This window comes from Massilia sp. CFBP9026, assembly GCF_034045165.1.
Taxonomy (GTDB): Bacteria; Pseudomonadota; Gammaproteobacteria; order Burkholderiales; family Burkholderiaceae_D; genus Telluria; species Telluria arenae.
Window position 1 is genome coordinate 289,013 of sequence record NZ_JAXCWH010000003.1, and the last position, 17,654, is coordinate 306,666.

The 17,654-nt window shown below is 59.7% G+C and carries 14 protein-coding genes and 2 tRNA genes; 10 read left to right on the forward strand and 6 right to left on the reverse strand.

Translation table 11 applies throughout. The features are described 5' to 3' along the window. The first annotated feature begins 11 nt into the window (after positions 1-11). The 6 genes from SOM28_RS09650 (at position 12) to SOM28_RS09675 (ending at position 6,236) form a co-directional block, all read left to right on the forward strand. Positions 12-1,625 (forward strand): methyl-accepting chemotaxis protein, encoded by a 1,614-nt coding sequence (locus SOM28_RS09650; RefSeq protein ID WP_320467983.1) that lies wholly within the window; start codon positions 12-14, stop codon positions 1,623-1,625. Between the two features lie 102 nt (positions 1,626-1,727). Next, positions 1,728-2,420, forward strand: coding sequence for a hypothetical protein (locus tag SOM28_RS09655; RefSeq protein WP_320467984.1), 693 nt, complete (start codon positions 1,728-1,730; stop codon positions 2,418-2,420). Positions 2,421-2,558: 138 nt separating this feature from the next. Further along, positions 2,559-2,963 (forward strand): cell envelope biogenesis protein TolA, encoded by a 405-nt coding sequence (locus tag SOM28_RS09660; RefSeq protein WP_320467985.1) that lies wholly within the window; start codon positions 2,559-2,561, stop codon positions 2,961-2,963. A 298-nt stretch (positions 2,964-3,261) separates the two neighbouring features. Beyond that, a complete protein-coding gene (locus SOM28_RS09665) occupies positions 3,262-4,209 on the forward strand; it encodes a BON domain-containing protein (RefSeq protein WP_183407386.1) in 948 nt (315 codons plus the stop codon). A gap of 170 nt (positions 4,210-4,379) precedes the next feature. After that, positions 4,380-5,219 (forward strand): HDOD domain-containing protein, encoded by an 840-nt coding sequence (locus SOM28_RS09670; RefSeq protein ID WP_313166120.1) that lies wholly within the window; start codon positions 4,380-4,382, stop codon positions 5,217-5,219. Positions 5,220-5,309: 90 nt separating this feature from the next. After that, complete coding sequence (locus SOM28_RS09675; protein ID WP_123069155.1) at positions 5,310-6,236, forward strand: choice-of-anchor A family protein; 927 nt, start codon at positions 5,310-5,312, stop codon at positions 6,234-6,236. A 57-nt stretch (positions 6,237-6,293) separates the two neighbouring features. Here the strand turns inward: SOM28_RS09675 and SOM28_RS09680 are convergent, their stop codons facing one another. From SOM28_RS09680 to SOM28_RS09695, 4 genes are all read right to left on the reverse strand, one after another. Next, positions 6,294-7,472: an MFS transporter gene (locus SOM28_RS09680; protein WP_123069150.1), complete on the reverse strand. Its 1,179-nt coding sequence runs from the start codon at positions 7,470-7,472 to the stop codon at positions 6,294-6,296. 137 nt (positions 7,473-7,609) lie between these two features. Beyond that, on the reverse strand, positions 7,610-8,224 hold the full coding sequence (locus SOM28_RS09685; protein ID WP_320467986.1) for an IMPACT family protein: 615 nt from the start codon (positions 8,222-8,224) through the stop codon (positions 7,610-7,612). 61 nt (positions 8,225-8,285) lie between these two features. Continuing rightward, positions 8,286-8,361: transfer RNA gene (locus SOM28_RS09690), tRNA-Lys, on the reverse strand. 92 nt (positions 8,362-8,453) lie between these two features. Further along, entirely contained in the window at positions 8,454-9,080 is a 627-nt protein-coding gene (locus tag SOM28_RS09695; protein ID WP_320467987.1) for a hypothetical protein, read from the reverse strand. 198 nt (positions 9,081-9,278) lie between these two features. Between SOM28_RS09695 and SOM28_RS09700 the strand changes: the two genes are divergently transcribed. Genes SOM28_RS09700 through SOM28_RS09715 form a run of 4 tightly spaced genes read left to right on the forward strand, consistent with a single transcriptional unit; the run spans position 9,279 to position 15,467 of the window. Beyond that, positions 9,279-12,089 (forward strand): type VI secretion system Vgr family protein, encoded by a 2,811-nt coding sequence (locus SOM28_RS09700; protein ID WP_320467988.1) that lies wholly within the window; start codon positions 9,279-9,281, stop codon positions 12,087-12,089. Continuing rightward, positions 12,086-12,955 (forward strand): DUF4123 domain-containing protein, encoded by an 870-nt coding sequence (locus tag SOM28_RS09705; RefSeq protein ID WP_320467989.1) that lies wholly within the window; start codon positions 12,086-12,088, stop codon positions 12,953-12,955. The genes SOM28_RS09700 and SOM28_RS09705 overlap by 4 nt, the downstream gene beginning before the upstream one ends. A gap of 6 nt (positions 12,956-12,961) precedes the next feature. Continuing rightward, positions 12,962-13,546, forward strand: coding sequence for a DUF3304 domain-containing protein (locus SOM28_RS09710; RefSeq protein WP_123069145.1), 585 nt, complete (start codon positions 12,962-12,964; stop codon positions 13,544-13,546). Continuing rightward, positions 13,527-15,467 (forward strand): T6SS phospholipase effector Tle1-like catalytic domain-containing protein, encoded by a 1,941-nt coding sequence (locus SOM28_RS09715; protein WP_320467990.1) that lies wholly within the window; start codon positions 13,527-13,529, stop codon positions 15,465-15,467. The genes SOM28_RS09710 and SOM28_RS09715 overlap by 20 nt, the downstream gene beginning before the upstream one ends. 228 nt (positions 15,468-15,695) lie before the next feature. On the opposite strand, the gene SOM28_RS09720 is transcribed toward SOM28_RS09715, so the two are convergent. Both SOM28_RS09720 and tfpB read right to left on the reverse strand, forming a co-directional pair. Then, a tRNA-Lys gene (locus SOM28_RS09720) sits at positions 15,696-15,771 on the reverse strand. A gap of 73 nt (positions 15,772-15,844) precedes the next feature. Then, positions 15,845-17,641 carry a type IV pilus assembly ATPase TfpB gene (tfpB, locus tag SOM28_RS09725; protein ID WP_123069143.1) on the reverse strand — a complete coding sequence of 599 codons (1,797 nt, stop codon included), beginning with the start codon at positions 17,639-17,641 and terminating at the stop codon, positions 15,845-15,847. Between the last annotated feature and the right edge of the window lie 13 nt (positions 17,642-17,654).

The window sequence follows — 17,654 nt, forward strand, 5'->3', positions numbered from 1 at the left end:
ACGGTGCTACCATGAAAACCAAGAACCTGACCATCGGCGCCCGGCTGGCATTCGGCTACGGCGCCGTTTTCTTATTGATGATCGCCCTGGTCGCGCTGGCGGTGAACCGCGTGGGCCGGATCGAGAGCGTCCTCAACCACATCAACGAAGTCAACAGCGTCAAGCAGCGCCACGCCATCAATTTCCGCGGCAGTGTGCACGACCGCGCGATCGCCCTGCGTGACGTGGTGCTGGCGTCCGACGCGGCCGGCGCCAGCGCGCCGATCGCCTTGATCCGTACGCTGGACGACAACTATGCGCGCTCGGCCGGCCCGCTCGATGCGCTGTTCAATGACCGCAAGGACATCCTGCCGGAAGAGAAGGAAGCACTGGCCGCGATCAAGGCCCAGGAAAGCGTGACCAAGCCGCTGATCGCGCGCGTGATCGCGCTGCACGCGGCCGGCCAGGCCCTCGAAGCGAACACGCTGTTGGCGCAAGAGGCGGCGCCGGCCTTCACCGCCTGGCTGGCCAGCATCAACCGCCTGATCGACCTCGAGGAAAAGCTGAGCAACGAGGCGGCCACCGAGGCGCGCCGCATGGCCAACGGTTTCTTTGCCTGGATGGCGCTGCTGTGCGCAGGCGCGATCGCGGCCGGCTCGGCGGCCGCCTGGTACATCAGCCGCGGCCTGCTGCGCCAACTGGGCGGCCAGCCGGACTATGCGGCCTCGATCGCCAGCGCCATCGCCAGCGGCGACCTGGGCGTGGAGATCGTCACCCGTCCCGGCGACCGCGGCAGCCTGTTGTTTGCGATGCAGGGCATGCGCGACAGCCTGGTGCGCATCGTGGCCCAGGTGCGCAATGGCACCCTGGCGATCGGCACCGTATCGACCGAGATCGCGGACGGCAACCGCGACCTGGCCAGCCGCACCGAACGCCAGAACGGCACCCTGCAGGCCACTGCCGCCTCGGTCGAGCAACTGACCGGCACCGTGCGCCAGAATGCCGGCAACGCGCGGCAGGCGAATATGCTGGCCGAATCGGCCTCTGAGGTGGCGCAGCGCGGCGGCAAGGTCGTGGCCGAGGTGGTGGGCACGATGGCGGCGATCAATGAATCGTCGAAGAAGATCGTGGACATCATCGGCGTGATCGATGGCATCGCGTTCCAGACCAATATCCTGGCGCTCAATGCGGCCGTGGAAGCGGCGCGCGCCGGGGAGCAGGGCCGTGGCTTCGCCGTGGTGGCAACCGAGGTGCGCAACCTGGCGCAGCGTTCGGCGGCGGCGGCCAAGGAGATCAAGGTCCTGATCGGCAGCTCGGTCGAGCGGGTCGATGCCGGCGCCCGTCTGGTGGACCAGGCCGGCGCGACGATGGACGAGATCGTCACCGGCGTCAAGCGCGTGACCGACATCATGGCCGAGATCAGCCATGCGTCCGCGGAACAGAATGCCGGCATCGAGCAGGTCAATGGCGCGATCGGCCAGATCGACGACGCCACGCGCCAGAATGCCGAACTGGTGCAGCAGGCCAGCCAGGCTGCGGCCTCGCTGGAAGAGGAGGCGGAACGCCTGGCCCAGCTGGTCAGCATCTTCCGTCTCGACCAGACGGCGCACATCGGTGGCAAGACACGGCTGGCACTGCCAACCTGACATCTTTGCTCTTTTAAACAGACAGGAATATTTTCCTGAAAGCTGTGCTGTATTCGGGGATAGAATTTCCGGTAGGAATTTCGTTTATCCCCGGAGTAGCACATGTCCAGGTATCTCCTGACCGCGGCAGTCTTGATCGCCGCATCCGCTTCGCTTCCTTCGTATGCGTCCCCCCTGACGTCCCAGGAGACGCGCTGGCTGCGCGCCGCCGCACCCGTACTGGAATATTCGAAATCGATCGACCTGCCTGTCGACATCATCGTCCAGCCGCGTGCGCCGGCCGGCGCGGTGCCGCTGGCAATGGGCTTCGACAAGGGCCGCTGCAAGCTGGTGCTGTCGATGCGCGGCAATCCCGAGGCCGAGAAGGTGCTGGCTGACGTCCCTGCCGACAAGCAGGCGCTGCTGATCGAAGCCATGGCCGCGCACGAGCTGGCCCACTGCTGGCGCTATGCCCAGGGCGAGTGGCATCTGCTGCCGGCGGGTTTCGTCGAAACGGGCGATCAGACTTCGCACGATCCCGAACTGCTGGCGGCCGCGAAGGCGATGCGCGACACCCGGCGCGAGGAAGGTTTCGCCGACCTGGTGGCGCTGGCCTGGATCCAGCGCACCCAGCCGGGAGAATACGCGCGGGTGCACGACTGGCTGCGCGGCGTGCGCGCCACCGTCGCCGTGCCGGGCAGCGGCCACGACACGCGCGCCTGGGTCAAGCTGGCTGGCAAGGGCAGCCAGTTCGACAGTCGCCTGTCGCCATTCGAGGCCGCCGATGCGCTGTGGCGTGAAGGCTTGTTGCATTGACGATTGAGGTAGATCGACGTTTGTCACTATCGTCCTTATAAGCTTAATTGGTTTTTTAATAAGCGTTCGGTGCCGCACAGAGTGCTCTGCGGCGAGGGCGTTTAATGGACTCACCAATAACCAATAGAGGGACTTAACATGAAATCGTTCATCGCTACCTTGATCGCCACCGCCGCCGTCGCCGCCATCGGCATCGCTCCTGCAGCCGCCCAGACCAATAAGGACGCCTTTAAAACGGCGATGGACAAGGTCAAGGCCGACTACCGTGTCGCCAAGGACAAATGCGACGCCATGAGCGGTCACGCCGAAGACATCTGCGAAGACGAAGCCAAGCTGATGCGCGCGAAAGCCGAACTGGATGCCACCACCAAGTTCGACAACACCGGCAACAATGTGCGCAAGGCACGCGACAACGTGATCGACGCCGAGTACGAACTGGCCGACGAAAAATGCGACTCGCTGAAAGGCGATGCCGAGGACAAGTGCGAAGCGCAGGCCAAGTCGACCCGCGATGCCGCACGTGATGCCAACAAGGCCAAGTAATCGTTGATCAGTTTGCCGCCGCACCTCACTGCGGTGGCATCTGAACGTCGTTCCCGCGCAGGCGGGAACCCAAGTTTTTAGCGTTGTCGTAACGCTCGCAGACTTAGGTTCCCGCCTGCGCGGGAAGTCGTTTCTGCCAGTGGCAGAAACGACGTTTTGGGGCTAACGAGAGAAGTGGATTTGCTGCTATATCCCGGAATCCAGTTTGTCTAATCAAGGTACGTTGTCGCACAGATGTTGAAGGGCGCAGGGCGTTTAATGGATGCCATCCTAACAACGCATGCAAGGGAATCCGACCATGAAAACCCTCATCGCTACCCTGATCGCAACCGCCGTATCCGCCGTCGCCATTGCTCCTGCCAGCGCCGCCCCCGTCGACAAGGACGCCCACCGCGCCGCGATGGACAAGGCCGCCGCCGACTACCGCACTGCCAAGACCAAATGCGACGCCATGAAGGGCAATGCCGAAGAAGTGTGCGAGGACGAGGCCAAGCTGGCCCAGGCGCGCGCCGAGCTCGATGCCTATACCAAATATGACACCACCGGCGGCAACCTGCGCGATGCGCGCGCCAAGGTGGTCCGCGCCGAGCACGAGCTGGCCGATACCCAGTGCGACGCCACCGCAGCCGGCGACAAGGACCGCTGCAAGGCCACGGCCGGCTCGATCCGCGATGCCGCACTGGCCCGCCTGGACGACCGCAATATCGACCGCGCCGTCGGTCACAGCAGCAGTGGCGAGCTGGTGAGCAGCATCGACTCGAAAGATCCGGCGACGGCCGCCGCCGTCCAGAAGTGCGAACAGATGAACGGCGATGCGCGCACCGCCTGCGTGGTCGATAAGCGCGGCAACGTCACCACCGCCACCAACGTGGCGGCCACCACCGGCGCGGCCGTGGCCGCCAACACCCGTGAAGCGGTCGCCACCGTGAAGGAAAAGACCGCTGCCGCCATCGACCGCACCAAGGAAATGGCGTCGAACGCCGCCCACAAGGCGGAAAATGCCACCGAGCGCGCCGGCGAGAAGACCGCCCGCGTGGCCTCGGACGGCAACATCACCGCCAAGGTCAAGGCCGGACTGGTGTCCGATCCCGCCCTGAAGGGCATGGAAATCAACGTCGACACCGAAGGCGGTGTGGTGATGCTGAGCGGCTTCGTCGAATCGAAGGCCGAAGCCGATAAAGCCATGCAAGTGGCCAAGGGTGTCGATGGCGTGACCAACGTCAAGAGCGCAATCAAGGTCAAGTAATCCTGCCTGATCGCGTTGAAACAGCCCGCGTGCCGTCCGGCGCGCGGGCTGTTTTGCATCCGGCGCATGCCTATGCGATGTGGATGATGCGCCACAGTTTGGGTAGCCGTTGAATAGGGGGACGGCCATGGCGTCCGGTCCGGCATCCGGCGGGGGCTATAATTACCGACGTGAATAAACTCGAAGCATTCGGATACATCGCGGCGCAGGCCGTACGCGGTGAGATCACTTTCCCCACCAGCGTCAATGCCGTGCTGCGCCTGCAGCTCGCCCTCGACGATCCGGATTGTCATATCGACGAGGCGATCCGCCTGGTGTTGGCCGAACCGCAGTTGGCTGCGCGCACGGTCGCCATCGCCAATACGCCCGCCTTCGGCGGCAGCAGCGCGATGCCGGTAACCAATGTCCGCGCCGCTGTGGCGCGCATCGGCTACCGGCGCCTGCAGGCCCTGGTGGCCAGCCTGGTGGTGCGGCAATTCGGTAACCGCATCAACGATCCCGGCCTGCGTGCCAAGGCCGAGCAGTTGTGGGCGCACACGACCCACGTCGCCTCGATCGCCCATTCGCTGGCGCGCCGCGTCACCGGCGTCAATCCCGATACCGCCCTGTTCGCGGGCATCGTGCACGAGGTCGGCGCCTTTTACCTGCTGGCGCGGGCCGACGAATTTCCCGGCCTGCTGGACGACGATCCGGAGAACTGGGGCGCCCTGTGCGAGGACGTGGTCAGCGCCGAGGTAATGAAAAAGCTGTCGATACCGCCGGCGGTGTCGGAGGCGATCGCGGACATGCGCGGCGGCTGGATGAATATGCCGCCGGGCACCTTGCTCGACACTTTGCTACTAGCGAACCAGTATGCGCCAGTGGCGTCGCCCCTCGACAGCCGCCGCGCCAACCTGCCGGAGCACGGCGAGAGCGCACTTGATTTCGTCTTCGACGAATTCACGTTGCAAGACATCCTCGATGAAGCGGCCGAGACCGCGAAGGCAATGGGCGACGTCGCCCTGGTGTGACCACTTAGCAAAAAGCGTATCTATTTTGCAACCAAATAGTGGTATCGAAGTGATACTATTGATCATTATTAATTTCCAATCGGAACTTTTATGATCAAGCTTGGCGTATTTCTAGGTGTTGCACTGGCCAGCATGGGTGCCCAGGCAGGCGTTATCGATCTGGGAGCCATCATGGGCGGCGCGAACGTGTATACCGCGCGCGATTTCAACGCTTATTCCAGCGATGTCGAGGGGGCAATCGTTTCTGGAGGTAACGTCACGATCCAGAGCTACGAGGTCAACAAGAAGGCACAGGCGGCCTATGCCGGTTATTCCATCGTGTCCGGCGGCGATATCTCGCTGACCAGCGGCACCATCCATGGCCAAGTCTATGCTGGTGGCAAGATCACTCTGGAAAGCGCCGGCGCGCCGCCACGCTCGACAGTCAAGCCGGTCGATTTCGCCGCGGCGACGGAGCAATTTATCGATATTGCCAATGGCTTAAGCTTGATCGGTGCGACAGGGCGTGTGGAGCGCCAGGATAGCGCCAACAAGATTATCGGAAGCGGCAAGGGGGGCGTGGACGTATTCAATGTGTCGGCCGGCTTTTTGAGCGGGGGAAACAACTGGGTGCTCAGTGGCCTGACCAAGGGGCAGACGCTGATCTTCAATATCAGCGGCGAGCATGGCGTGTTCAACGGCGGCATGGAGACGCTGTGGGGCTATAACGTCCTGTTTAACTTCTTCGAGGCAGAAACGGTCGACGTAAAAGGTGTCCTTGGCACTGTGCTTGCACCACACGCCACCGTTGTCCATAACTGGGGCGTGATCAAGGGCCAGGTGATCGCCGATACCTGGAATTCGAGCGTGCAGGTGGATGCCGAGAATTATTTCAAGCCGATCGATGTCCCTGGTTTCGAACTGGTCGACAATGAGCCGCCGGTCGGGCCGCCGGCAGAGGTACCCGAGCCGGGCACCCTGATGCTGATGATTGCGGGGCTGCTTGGCGGAATCGCACTGCGCCGCCGTCGCGCCTGAAGACGTTTTTAGTGAAGGACGAGCCGGCGGCCAGTGGCCGCCGTTTTTGTTTCCCGATCAGGTGCAGCCGGCCGCCAGCATGCGCGTCTGCATGCGGTGACGCGCCAGCATGAGCGCCGTCAATCCCACGCCGCACAGCGCCAGGGCCGCCGCCACCCACTGCGGCGCCGTATAGGCATAGCCCAGCGTCAGCGGCACGCCGCCCAGGAAGGCGCCCAGCGCATTGCCGATATTGAAACCGGACTGGCCCAGCGATGAGCCGAGCATTTCAGCCTCACGCGAGTGGTCCATCAGCAACAGCTGGATCGGCGGCCCGATCGCCAGCGCGTTGGCGCCGGTCAGGAAGGCCAGCACGACCATCGCCAGCTTCGATTCCGCGAGGAAGCCATTGCACAGGAGCAGGACGGTCATCGACATCATGAGGATCAGCAGGGCGGGCAGCGGGTGCACGCGGTCCGCCAGGCGGCCGCCGAATTGGACGCCGACCGTCATGCCGACGCCGACCGCGGTCATGATCAGGGGAATCGTGGTCGAATCGAAGCGCGTGACGTCGGTGAGCAATGGCGCGATATAGCTGAACCAGGCGAAGAAGCCGCCGGTGCCGATCGAGACGATGCCCAGCGCCAGCCACAGGTCGAGGTGGCGGAAGATGCGCAAGTCTTGCATGATGCCGGTGCGCTTGCCCGGTTCGATATGCGGCACCCACTGGCGCAAGCTCCACATGGTGAGCAGGCCGATCACGGCCACGATCAGGAACACCAGGCGCCAGTCGATGACGTGGCCGATCCAGGTGCCGAGCGGCACGCCCAGCACATTGGCCAGGGTCAGGCCGGTAAACATCGTGGCGACGGCGGCGGCGGTGCGGCCCTCGTCGGCCAGGCGGCTGGCCACGACGGCGCCAACGCCGAAGAAGGCGCCATGCGGCAGGCCGGCCAGGAAGCGCGACACCATCATGATCTCGAAGTTCGGCGCGAAGGCCGACATCGCATTGAAAATGGCGAACATCAGCATGAACCAGACCAGCACGCTGCGCGGCGGGCGTCCGGCCACCAGGCTGACCAGGGTTGGCGCGCCGACCACGACGCCCAATGCATAGGCGGTGATCAGGTAGCCGGCTTGCGGGATGGTGATGTGCAAGCCGCTGGCGATATCGGGCAGGATGCCCATCATGACGAATTCGGTCATGCCGATGCCGAAGCCGCCAAGGGCGAGTGGAAGTAGGCTTTTCTTGATCACGGGGATTGTTGTTGTTCGGGGTGGAAAGAGGAAAGCCGGCCGAAGCGTATGCGCGGCCGGGTCTGGCACTATACCGGGAGCAGGCGGACGCGTCCGCTTTCGTGTCGTGATGACGGGTATAGGGCGCCGGAATGGCTTCAGGCCTGGTCGCCGTCTTCGTCATCGACGTCGGACGGCCAGCCGATGCGCCCGTGGCCGGCTTCGTCGAGGCGGGCGCGCAGCGCGTCGGCGGCGCTGGCCGGCAGGCTGAAGGTAAAGCGCACGTCGTCGCCGTGCTCGACCGCATCGAGGCTGGCGCCGGCGGCATCGAGTTCGCGCCGCAGCATGCCTTCCATGGCATAGGGCGCGGTGCAGCGCAACTGGCGCAGCTTGATGATCGGGATCTTGGTCGCCGTCAGCAGGGCCTGGGCCACGCTGTCGGTATAGGCGCGCACCAGTCCGCCCGCGCCGAGCTTGACGCCGCCGAAGTAGCGCACCACGGTAGCCAGCACACCTTCCAGGTCCTGGTGGCGCAAGACGTCGAGCATGGGGCGGCCCGCGGTGCCGCTGGGTTCGCCGTCATCGACCGCTGCCGACTGGCCGCCGGCCAGCAGGGCCCAGCACACATGGGCCGCGCCCGGATGCTGGGCACGCAGTTCGGCCACGATCTTGACGGCCCCGGCGCGGTCCGGCATCGGCTGTACGCAGGCGATGAAGCGGCTTTTCTTGATGACCAGTTCGTGCTGAACAGCGCTGGCGATCGTCTGGGGCATGGCGTTCGGAAAGTGAAAACAACAACGCCAACCCGAAGGCTGGCGTTGTTGTCTGAATCTTTGGTAGGCCGTGCGTGGCTCGAACACGCGACCAACGGATTAAAAGTCCGCTGCTCTACCAACTGAGCTAACGACCCGAAGAAGACGAGATTATAGCGGCACTTGACCGATTTACCAAGTGCTTCGAATCACTTTTTATAGATTCAGGCGTGCGCAGGGCAGCTGGTCTTCATTCCTTGGGCGAGCGCGGAGGGGCTGGGTGGGGCTGTCCTGGCGTGTGGTGGGGCGGTATCTCGTTGGCGTGGACGGGCTCGGTCTGGGGACGAGCGTCGCCGCTGTCCTCGCCTTCGACTTCGTCATCCTCGGCCTTGACCTCGGCCATGGCTTCCGGTTCGAGCTTCTCGGCTTCGGTATTCATGCGTACGAACAGGCCCCAGGTCGCCAGGATCGCCGCGGCGGCCAGGCCGACCGAGGCCGCATGCGGCAGGAATTCGGGTTTGCTATGCACGAACTGGAATACACCGATCAGGGTTTCCACCGACAGCGAGACCACCACCACAATCAGGAAGCGCGACAGGAAACGACGCACGCGGGTAGGCGAGCTGATATTAGCTGAGCGCTGGATCTCTTCTTCCAGCACCGTCTGGCCGAGCTCCAGAGAAGCAACGGCAATAGTCAGCAGGCCAATGCACTCCAACAGGATTTCAAAGCGGGCGCGTACTGGAGCGTCGATGCCCGGGTTGAGCGCATTCCAGGCTTCGAGTGCGGACAGGACAATCAAGCCGATGCCGCAGATAAAGAACAGGGCGACGATCAGCAGGTATCCGATGAGGAAAATTCTGGAAATAAGATGCATGGTGCAATAGTAGAGAAAGTTGTAATTACTTTAACATCAAATTCTCACAGGGTAGCGTTCGGCTCGCGCTGTCGCGTGTGCGTTCTCTTCGCTCCACGATTTGGCGGTTAAGGCTTGTGCTGCTGACGGTGCGCAATTCTCTGTTGGCCAGCTGCTTATATCGTGTGCCTGATCAGTTGATTGGGAGCACGTATTGCCATGGCAAATGCATTGACTGAAGTGCTGAGCGTCGCGCTGGCGGAGTTTTCTGGAGCGACCAGGCTGATCGACCTCAGGATCGGCGAGCGTGATGACTACGGGCTGCTGGTCGAGGCATTCACGGCCGATGAGGCGGTGCAGGAGGTCAGTCTGCGCGATGTAATCGCCTTGTCGACCAGCGCCTATATCCCGGTGACGGCATTGCTGGGACAGCCGGCCACGCTCGAGCTCACTCTGGCCGATGGCATGCGGGCACGTTTTTCGGGGGATATCTGCGAAGCCGCCATGCTGGGCAGCGATGGCGGGCTGGCCCGTTACCGGATTCGCATCGCGCCCTGGATCTGGCGCCTGGCGCATGTGCGCAACTGCAGGGTGTGGCAAGACAAGCGCGCGATCGACATCGTCGATGCGGTCTTCGCCGATTACCGGCCGGCGGCGCGCTGGCGCTGGAGCGACGAAATCAATTCCTTCATGGCTGACGCGCTGCCCCGCAGCTATTGCTGCCAGTACCGCGAGTCCGATCTGGAGTTCGTGCTGCGCCTGCTGGCGGAGGAAGGCTTGTCCTTTCGCGTGGAGGAGACCGATGACGGACACGGTCTGGTGTTGTTCGCCGACAGTAGCCAGCCGAGCGGTGTGCCGGAGGATGCAAGCAGCGCGTCGGACGGCGGCATTCGCTACCACGGCGTCAGCTCGGTCGAGCAACGCGATTCCGTGCAATCCCTGCACGCCCAACAGCGGCTGCACGCCTCGCTCATGACGGTGCTCAGCAGCGATTACAAGGGCAGGCGCAGCGTGAGCGCGAACTCCCCATCACGTGTGCGCTTTAACAAGCTGCCGGAACTCGAGTCGTATGACGTGCCTGGGCAGTATGCCTACGCCAATAGCGCGCAGGCGCGGCGGTATGTGGATCTGCAGATGCAGGGAAAGGAAGCGCGCGGACAGATCTGGTCGGGACGTTCGACCGTGCGCACCTTGCGTGCCGGCACGCGAATGGACGTGACTGGCGCGCCGCTGCAGCAACTGGGCGCGGCCGGCGCCTTCACCGTCCTGCGGGTGAGCAGCGTCGGCATCAACAATCTGCCGCCGCCGGCCCGGGATGCGCTGGCGGAGTTGTTTGGGCCGATTCCCGAACTGCTGGAGCAGGCGCTGCGCGTGGTGCCGGCGGATTTCGGGCTGGCGATCGCGCAGGCGCGTCGCACGGGCTATGCCAATTGCTTCGAGGCGATCCCTTCTGCGGTGCCCTGGCGTCCGGAACTGCCGGGCAGCGACGGGCGCACGCATGCCAAACCGACGGCGCGTGGCGCGCAGAGCGCGATCGTGGTCGGGATGAGCGGCAACGACAGCGCGCAGGGCGCCGACGAATTGTGCTGCGACCGGCTGGGGCGGGTGCGGATCAGGTTTCACTGGCAGGACGGCGGCAGCGCGACTTGCTGGGTACGCGTGGCGCAGCGGTCGGTGGGGTTTCAGTTTTTGCCGCGCATTGGGCAGGAGGTGCTGGTCCAGTTCCTGGAGAACGATATCGATCGGCCGGTGATCGTTGGTGCTTTGTATAACGGGCAGGGTGAGGGTGGTGTGGTGCCGACGCCTGGGGGAGAGCGGGTTGCCCAAAACAAGGTGTCGCCCTTTGAAAAGGCGAACGACCATGCGCGGTCGGGGCAGGGCAATCTGGCGGGCGGTAATAGCCCGGTGTGGCATGGGGCGTCGCCCGAGGGCGAAGGACATCGTAATGGCGCGGCGCAGTGGGGGATTCGCAGTAAGGAGTTTGGTGGTCCGGGGTATAGCCAATTGCTGTTCGACGATACCGATGGGCAGGGAAGGGTGCAGCTCAGATGTAGTCATGCAGCGACCGAGTTGAATCTGGGGCATTTGGTTCATTCGGCGGATAACTATCGTGGAAGTTTTCGCGGGTTGGGGGTGGAGTTGCGGACCGATGCGTATGGGACGGTGAGGGCGGGTGGAGGTCTTCTGATTTCGAGTTACGGGATCAATCATGGGGCTTCTGTGCGGGATGCCGCTAGCGAGAATGCGGATGGCGTGGGGCTCGTGGAGCAGGCGGTGAAGGTGGCTGAAGTTTTTCATCGGGCGGCGACGAATCATAAAACCGTTGGGTTGGCGGCACATGCAGGGGCGGCGAAGGCTGGTTCGAGTGTGCTGGATCAGAATATGGCACCCATGAACGCAGTATTTGCCACGTTGTCGGGCAACGTCGATATACGTCGGTTTGACAAGACCGAGGATGGTCCGGGCATGTCGGAATTGGCCGCCCCGATGGTAGCAATTACCGCCAAAAAAGGAATGGGCGTGAATGCGGGGCAGAGCTTACAAATTACGAATGGAGAGACGGTTTCGATGATGGCTGGGCGAGATGCCCAGTCTATCAGTGGCGGTCAGATTTGCATTCATTCTGGTCAGGTTATCGGAGTGCTCGGCGGAACAGTCAAGAATGATGCAGACGATGCAGGTTTGCAGTTGATCGCAGCACGGGAGGCAATCGATATTCAGGTTCAGGGTGATGAGCTGAAGATTCAAGCGCGCGACGAAGTAAGCGTAATGAGTGCGAATGCGCACATCGATTGGGCAGCGGTAAAGAGCATCAGTTTGTCGACCGCAGGCGGCGCGAGCATCGTCATCGACGGCGGAAACATCAACGTCTTGTGCCCGGGAAAGATTGCTATACAGGCAGGGAAGAAGAGCTTGAGTGGGGCAAACCAGCTGGATTATCCATTGCCAACCTTGCCAGCGAGCATCTGCGTAGAGTGCTTGATACGTGCACGCAGCACGGGTTCTCCATTTGTATTGAGGTCGGCATGAGTAAGTATATTGATTTCAGAGGTGTAAGCGCGAAATTACTCGAATCCAGACCTCAAGAAAATATCTTTCTTTTACTTGACCACGGTGGATTGCCCGGATTATCAAGAAAGCTGCAGTACGGTTCGACAGAATGGATGAGCTTGTTTGATCGGACCAATGAGGAAGGTGCTCTGGCGGTTGCCCCCATTCTCGTTCTAGCTGCCAGTAAAGGGGAAATCAGGCTGTCCCGTCTTGTATTTGACTGGCTAAAGCAGCATGGAACTTACTCTTCGTCAGTAATGATGCTCGTCTCGTCGCTAGATTTGACATGCCTGGCAAGGGAGCTTGGCACGCGCATGCATATTACTCTCGCAGGCGGTGTCGAAGCCATGCTGCGCTTTTTCGATCCCCGCGTGTTTGAGAGTCTGCTCAATATCCTGACACGGGAGCAGAAGGAGGATTTTCTCGGTGTAGCTAGTTCGTGGCACTACGTTGATCGATCCGGCCGGATTGCGCAAACCACAAGTAAGCATGGAGCGGTTAACCTCGCCTCAAAACCTGTCTCACTGAGTCAGGAACAGGAAGATCACATGCTGGCGGCTTCCGAGATCGACCAAATATTGAATTCATTGAGGTCAAGTGTTCCTGATCTGTTTTCGGAGATCCCGCGTGAATCGCAATGTGACTTTGTCTCCGAGAGTGTTATTGAGGCAAGGAGCAAAAAGCTCGAATCGGTATTGCAGCTGTCACTGTATGCAATGATCAGGTTGTTTTACGTGAAAGGAATGATGTCTGTGGAGGTGTATGAGAAGGCGGTTAGGTATCTAAGGTCCAATGATGTCAATAACTTAAAAATCCTCCTGAACAATGGTGAAGTCTATATCTAGAGAGGTATGAATAAAATGGCAGCAAAAAAAATATTGTTCTGTCTTGCTCTGATGTTGACGTTTTTATTTGGGCTATTGATGAGAGATGTAGTAGCGAAAGAGGCGGCAGGAGGAAGGATGGTAGAAGAAAGTGATGCTGGTGAATACTTTACTTTAGGACTAATTGGGTTCAATTACACTGATCGGCTCATCGATCATTACTCAGTGGATAGTTCAGGGGGCGGACACGTGCACTTGAGTTCACCAACAAGCGGGGGTAGTGGGGTTGTATGTTGCACAATGATATCGAAAGTTAAGCGTGAGAAAGTAGAGGTAAAGGTCAAGTGGCAAGTTGATGGATGCACCTATCCAGTCAAGAGTTCGACAGGACGCATTGGTGAAAGACGAATTTTTCATTACAAGGAAGCGCTTGCCTATGTAGATCCATCCACCAGTTCAGCCCCGGCTTACTTGGAGACACATTTCTATCCCGATGGTTCCGTGAAAGTCAAGGTGACGGAAGTCATCTCTCCTCCCGAAATGCACCTTGATGAAAATCGTAAGGATCAGAGCATTTTTTTGAGGTGCAAGGATGAAAAAAGGTCCAGATAGTTCGAAAGTTGGCGATACTAAATCGCCCGCCTCAAGAAAGTCAGCAGCAGATCTGCGAGATGCTGTCGATTTTTCCGCAAAAGCGCCTGCGACAATGTCTCAAGCTACGTATCAAGCCTCCCCCATATCGAATGCTGTTGCTAATATTTCTGCCCAAATCGAAAGGAATGCTCAACCTTCGAAGTGCCGGCAAAGGATCTGGTTCTCGTTCTTTTTTGATGGGACCGGAAATAATCTCGATGCAGATATAAAATTGCAAAAGCACAGCAATGTTGCGCGGTTGTATCGCGCTCATTTATCGACTAATGCAGCGAACGGTCTTCACTCAATCTACATACCAGGGATCGGAACATATTTTCGTGAGATCGGAGATCCCGGTGGAACTGTAACAGGAGCAGCCTTTGGAGCCATGGGCGAGGCTCGTCTTGATTTTGCGTTGAAAGAGTTTGATAGATATTTAAAGTTACCAATTCTCAGGGCCACTGTCCCAGCGAATGCTATTGAGGAAATCGGCATTGCAGTATTTGGATTCAGCCGTGGAGCCGCATTGGCTCGGGCTTTTGTCAATGCCCTCATGGAAACTCGCTGCAAATTCACAGATCGAAAGTGGGTTCTGAGACAGGGGGGCTGGCCAGTAAGGTTCTCCTTCATGGGATTATTCGATACCGTGGCATCGGTGGGGCAGCCGATGAGCCAGAATAACACTGATTATTATAATCCGATGATATCAGATGTGAAGGGTATGCTAGATGAGAGGGCAGAAGATTACGCCGATACTCGTCCGGTAAGATTGGCGTTTTCTGGCGGTGGGGTGCCCGGGGCAGATCCAGCGCCCGGGAAAAATGCAGGACACGACTCGTGGGCGGAAAAGTTGGAAATCCATGAAAGTGTCGAGGAAGTCCGACATTTCGTTGCTGCTCATGAGATACGCAACTCGTTTCCTCTCGATAGCATCAGTGTTATGAGGGATGGCCGTATTGTAAAGCCCGCCCACTTTTTTGAAGTGATCTATCCTGGCGCTCACTCGGACGTAGGTGGAGGATATGCGGCAGGCGAAGGCGCAAAATCATTATTGGAGGACGAGAGTTTGAGTCTGATACCTCTGCGTCACATGTACGATTTTGCAGTGTCGAAGGGCGTACCGATGCAGCCTGAAGGTCGGCTGATTCTTGAGGACTTTCGTACAAGCAGTGATCTTCGTGAGGCGTTTAATAAATACCAGCAAGCTGTCGGGAATACCGCTACCCTTGGGGAAGGTTTTAATCGGCATATGAAATTTTATTTGACCTGGCGCTTTCAGTGCATGAAACGGAATGCGAAAGAAAAGAATGGCGTCGCCGAATCATTGCGAAAGGAGGAGGAGAGGTTTAGGAGCGAGAGAGCTGCGTGCGAACCGAAACTCAAAGCACTTGAGCAGCAACTTGGAGCAGCCGAAAAAGCTCTGATCGCCGCCAGAGGAGCGAGTGATGCAATGGCACCATCAAGTCATATGATTGAAAAAGCAAAGGCTGAGGTGGTGGCGAGGAAACACGAATATCTGAAAATGAAGGCTGAGCGCGATGCCATACCAGACATGTCCAGGGCCTATTCGCTGACTCCACTTTATGACCGCCAACTACTCGATGATGCACAATCCATTCGTTCGTTATTGCAATCAAAGAATGGTAAGTACGCCAAGAGTAATCTACGACCACATTATCAAGGCTTGGTAGATTCCTATGAGAACGAAATATTCCGAGTCGAGAAAAATCCGGATGTGATCATCAATCGGATCTTTGAGCAATATGTGCATGATTCTCTCGCTGGTTTTGGCAGGGATGCAACCTATCCGTCAGATCCGCGTGTAATTTATGTTGGCGGAGACAAAAAATTACGTTTTGCTGTTCACATTAATGGCGCTAAAGACATAATGGTGGGCTGACGGTTTTCGATCGGTGGCTGACATCCTCTTTACTGCATCTCAAGAGAAATAAGAAAAGCGCTTCATCATGGGCAGCGTTTTTCTAAGTGAAGTAGTCGGTCGCTAGGATGCAACTGTAGATCCTATTTTTCGCACCGCCTATGTGCTTTTCGAAATAGTTCAGTCGAATTTGAAAAACAAAAAAGGCGTCACGATCACTCGTAACGCCTTCTTTGCTACAACATATTCTGGTAGGCCGTGCGTGGCTCGAACACGCGACCAACGGATTAAAAGTCCGCTGCTCTACCAACTGAGCTAACGACCCGAAGAGGCAGCATTATAGCGGGCGATTGCGGTTTGCGCTAGGGTGGCCCAACATTTTCGACACAAGCCCCCGTTCACGCCAGCGCCGACGTCACCTTCAGCACCTCATCCGCCGTCGTCACTCCCTCGACCACCTTCATCGCTCCAGCAATGCGCAGCGGCTTCATCCCATCCTTCACGCTCTGCTCGCGCAAGGTCCGCATCTCGCCCGATTCACGAATCAAACGCCCAAACCCTTCGCTTACCGTCAGCAGTTCATAAATCCCGGTCCGCCCCCGATACCCGGTCTGCCTGCACTCCGGACACCCCACCGCCCGATACACGGTCGCAGGCTTCGCGATCTTCCACGCCCCGCCTATGCTGTCCCACACCTCATCGCTCATTTCCCCGCCCGGCGCCTTGCACACAGGGCAGAGCGTACGCACCAGCCGCTGCGCCATCACGCCGATCAGGGTCGCCTCCAGCAGATAATCCGGCACGCCCAATTCCAGCAGGCGCACCACCGCCGACGGCGCATCGTTGGTATGCAGGGTCGAAAACACCAGGTGTCCCGTCAGCGCCGCCTGGATCGCCATCTCGGCCGTTTCCAGGTCGCGTATCTCGCCCACCATGATGATGTCCGGGTCCTGCCGCATCAGCGAACGCACGCCGTCGGCAAACGACAGGTCGATCCCCGGCTGCACCTGCATCTGGTTGAATGCCGGTTCGACCATCTCGATCGGATCCTCGACCGTGCACACGTTCACTTCGCTGGTCGCCAGCGCCTTGAGCGTCGTGTACAGGGTCGTGGTCTTGCCCGAACCAGTCGGTCCGGTCACGAGAATAATGCCGTGCGGACGTCGAGTCAGCCCATCCCAGCGCTGCGCATCGTCAGACGGGAATCCCAGTTCCGGCAAGGTCTTGACGACGACGTCCGGATCGAAGATACGCATCACCAGCTTTTCGCCGAACGCGGTCGGCATCGTCGATAGCCGCAGTTCGACTTCCTGCCCGCCCGCAGTGCGTGTCTTGATACGGCCATCCTGCGGACGGCGTTTTTCGATCACGTCCATCCGTCCCAGCAGCTTGATGCGCGCGGTCATCGCGATCATCACCGCCGCCGGCACCTGATAAACCTGGTGAAGCACGCCATCGATACGAAAACGCACGGTCGCGAATTCGCGCTTGGGTTCCAGGTGAATATCCGAGGCGCGCTGCTCGAAGGCATAGCCCCACAGCCAGTCGACGATATTGACGATGTGCTGGTCGTTGGCGTCGAACTGCTTGTTCGATTTTCCCAGCTCGACCAGCTGCTCGAAGTTGTTGCGCATCGCGACGTCTTGCCCGCTGCTGCGGCTCGCGTCGCGGATCGACTTGGCCAGCGCGAAGAACTGCGAAATGTATTGGGCAATGTCGAGCGGATTGGCCAGCACCAGTTCGATGCGGCGGCGCGAGACCTTGGCGATCTCGGCTTCCCATTCGGTCAACGCCGGATCGGCCGTCGCCACCACCAAGGTGGTCGGCGTCATTTCCACCGGCAGGATATTGAAGCGCGCCGCATAGCTGGCAGACATCACGTCCGCCACCTTGGTGAAATCGATCTTGAGCGGGTCGATGCGGATGAAAGGCAGGCCGACCTTGGCCGCACACCATTCAGTCAGCACATCCAGCGTCAGCAACCGGTGCGGCGGCAGGTGTGACACCAGTTTGCACTGCGCCACCGCCGTCAGCGGATGCATGATGCCCGGCGCATTTTTCATTATTCCCTGGGCCTGGGCGAAATCGGCTTTGACTTTGTCCTTGGTGACGATCCCGTCGGCCAGCAGCCACGAGAAAATCGATTGCAGGTCGAGCTTGCGCAGGCTGGCGGGTTTTTGCGGGATGGCGTTCACGGTGGCCCTGGCT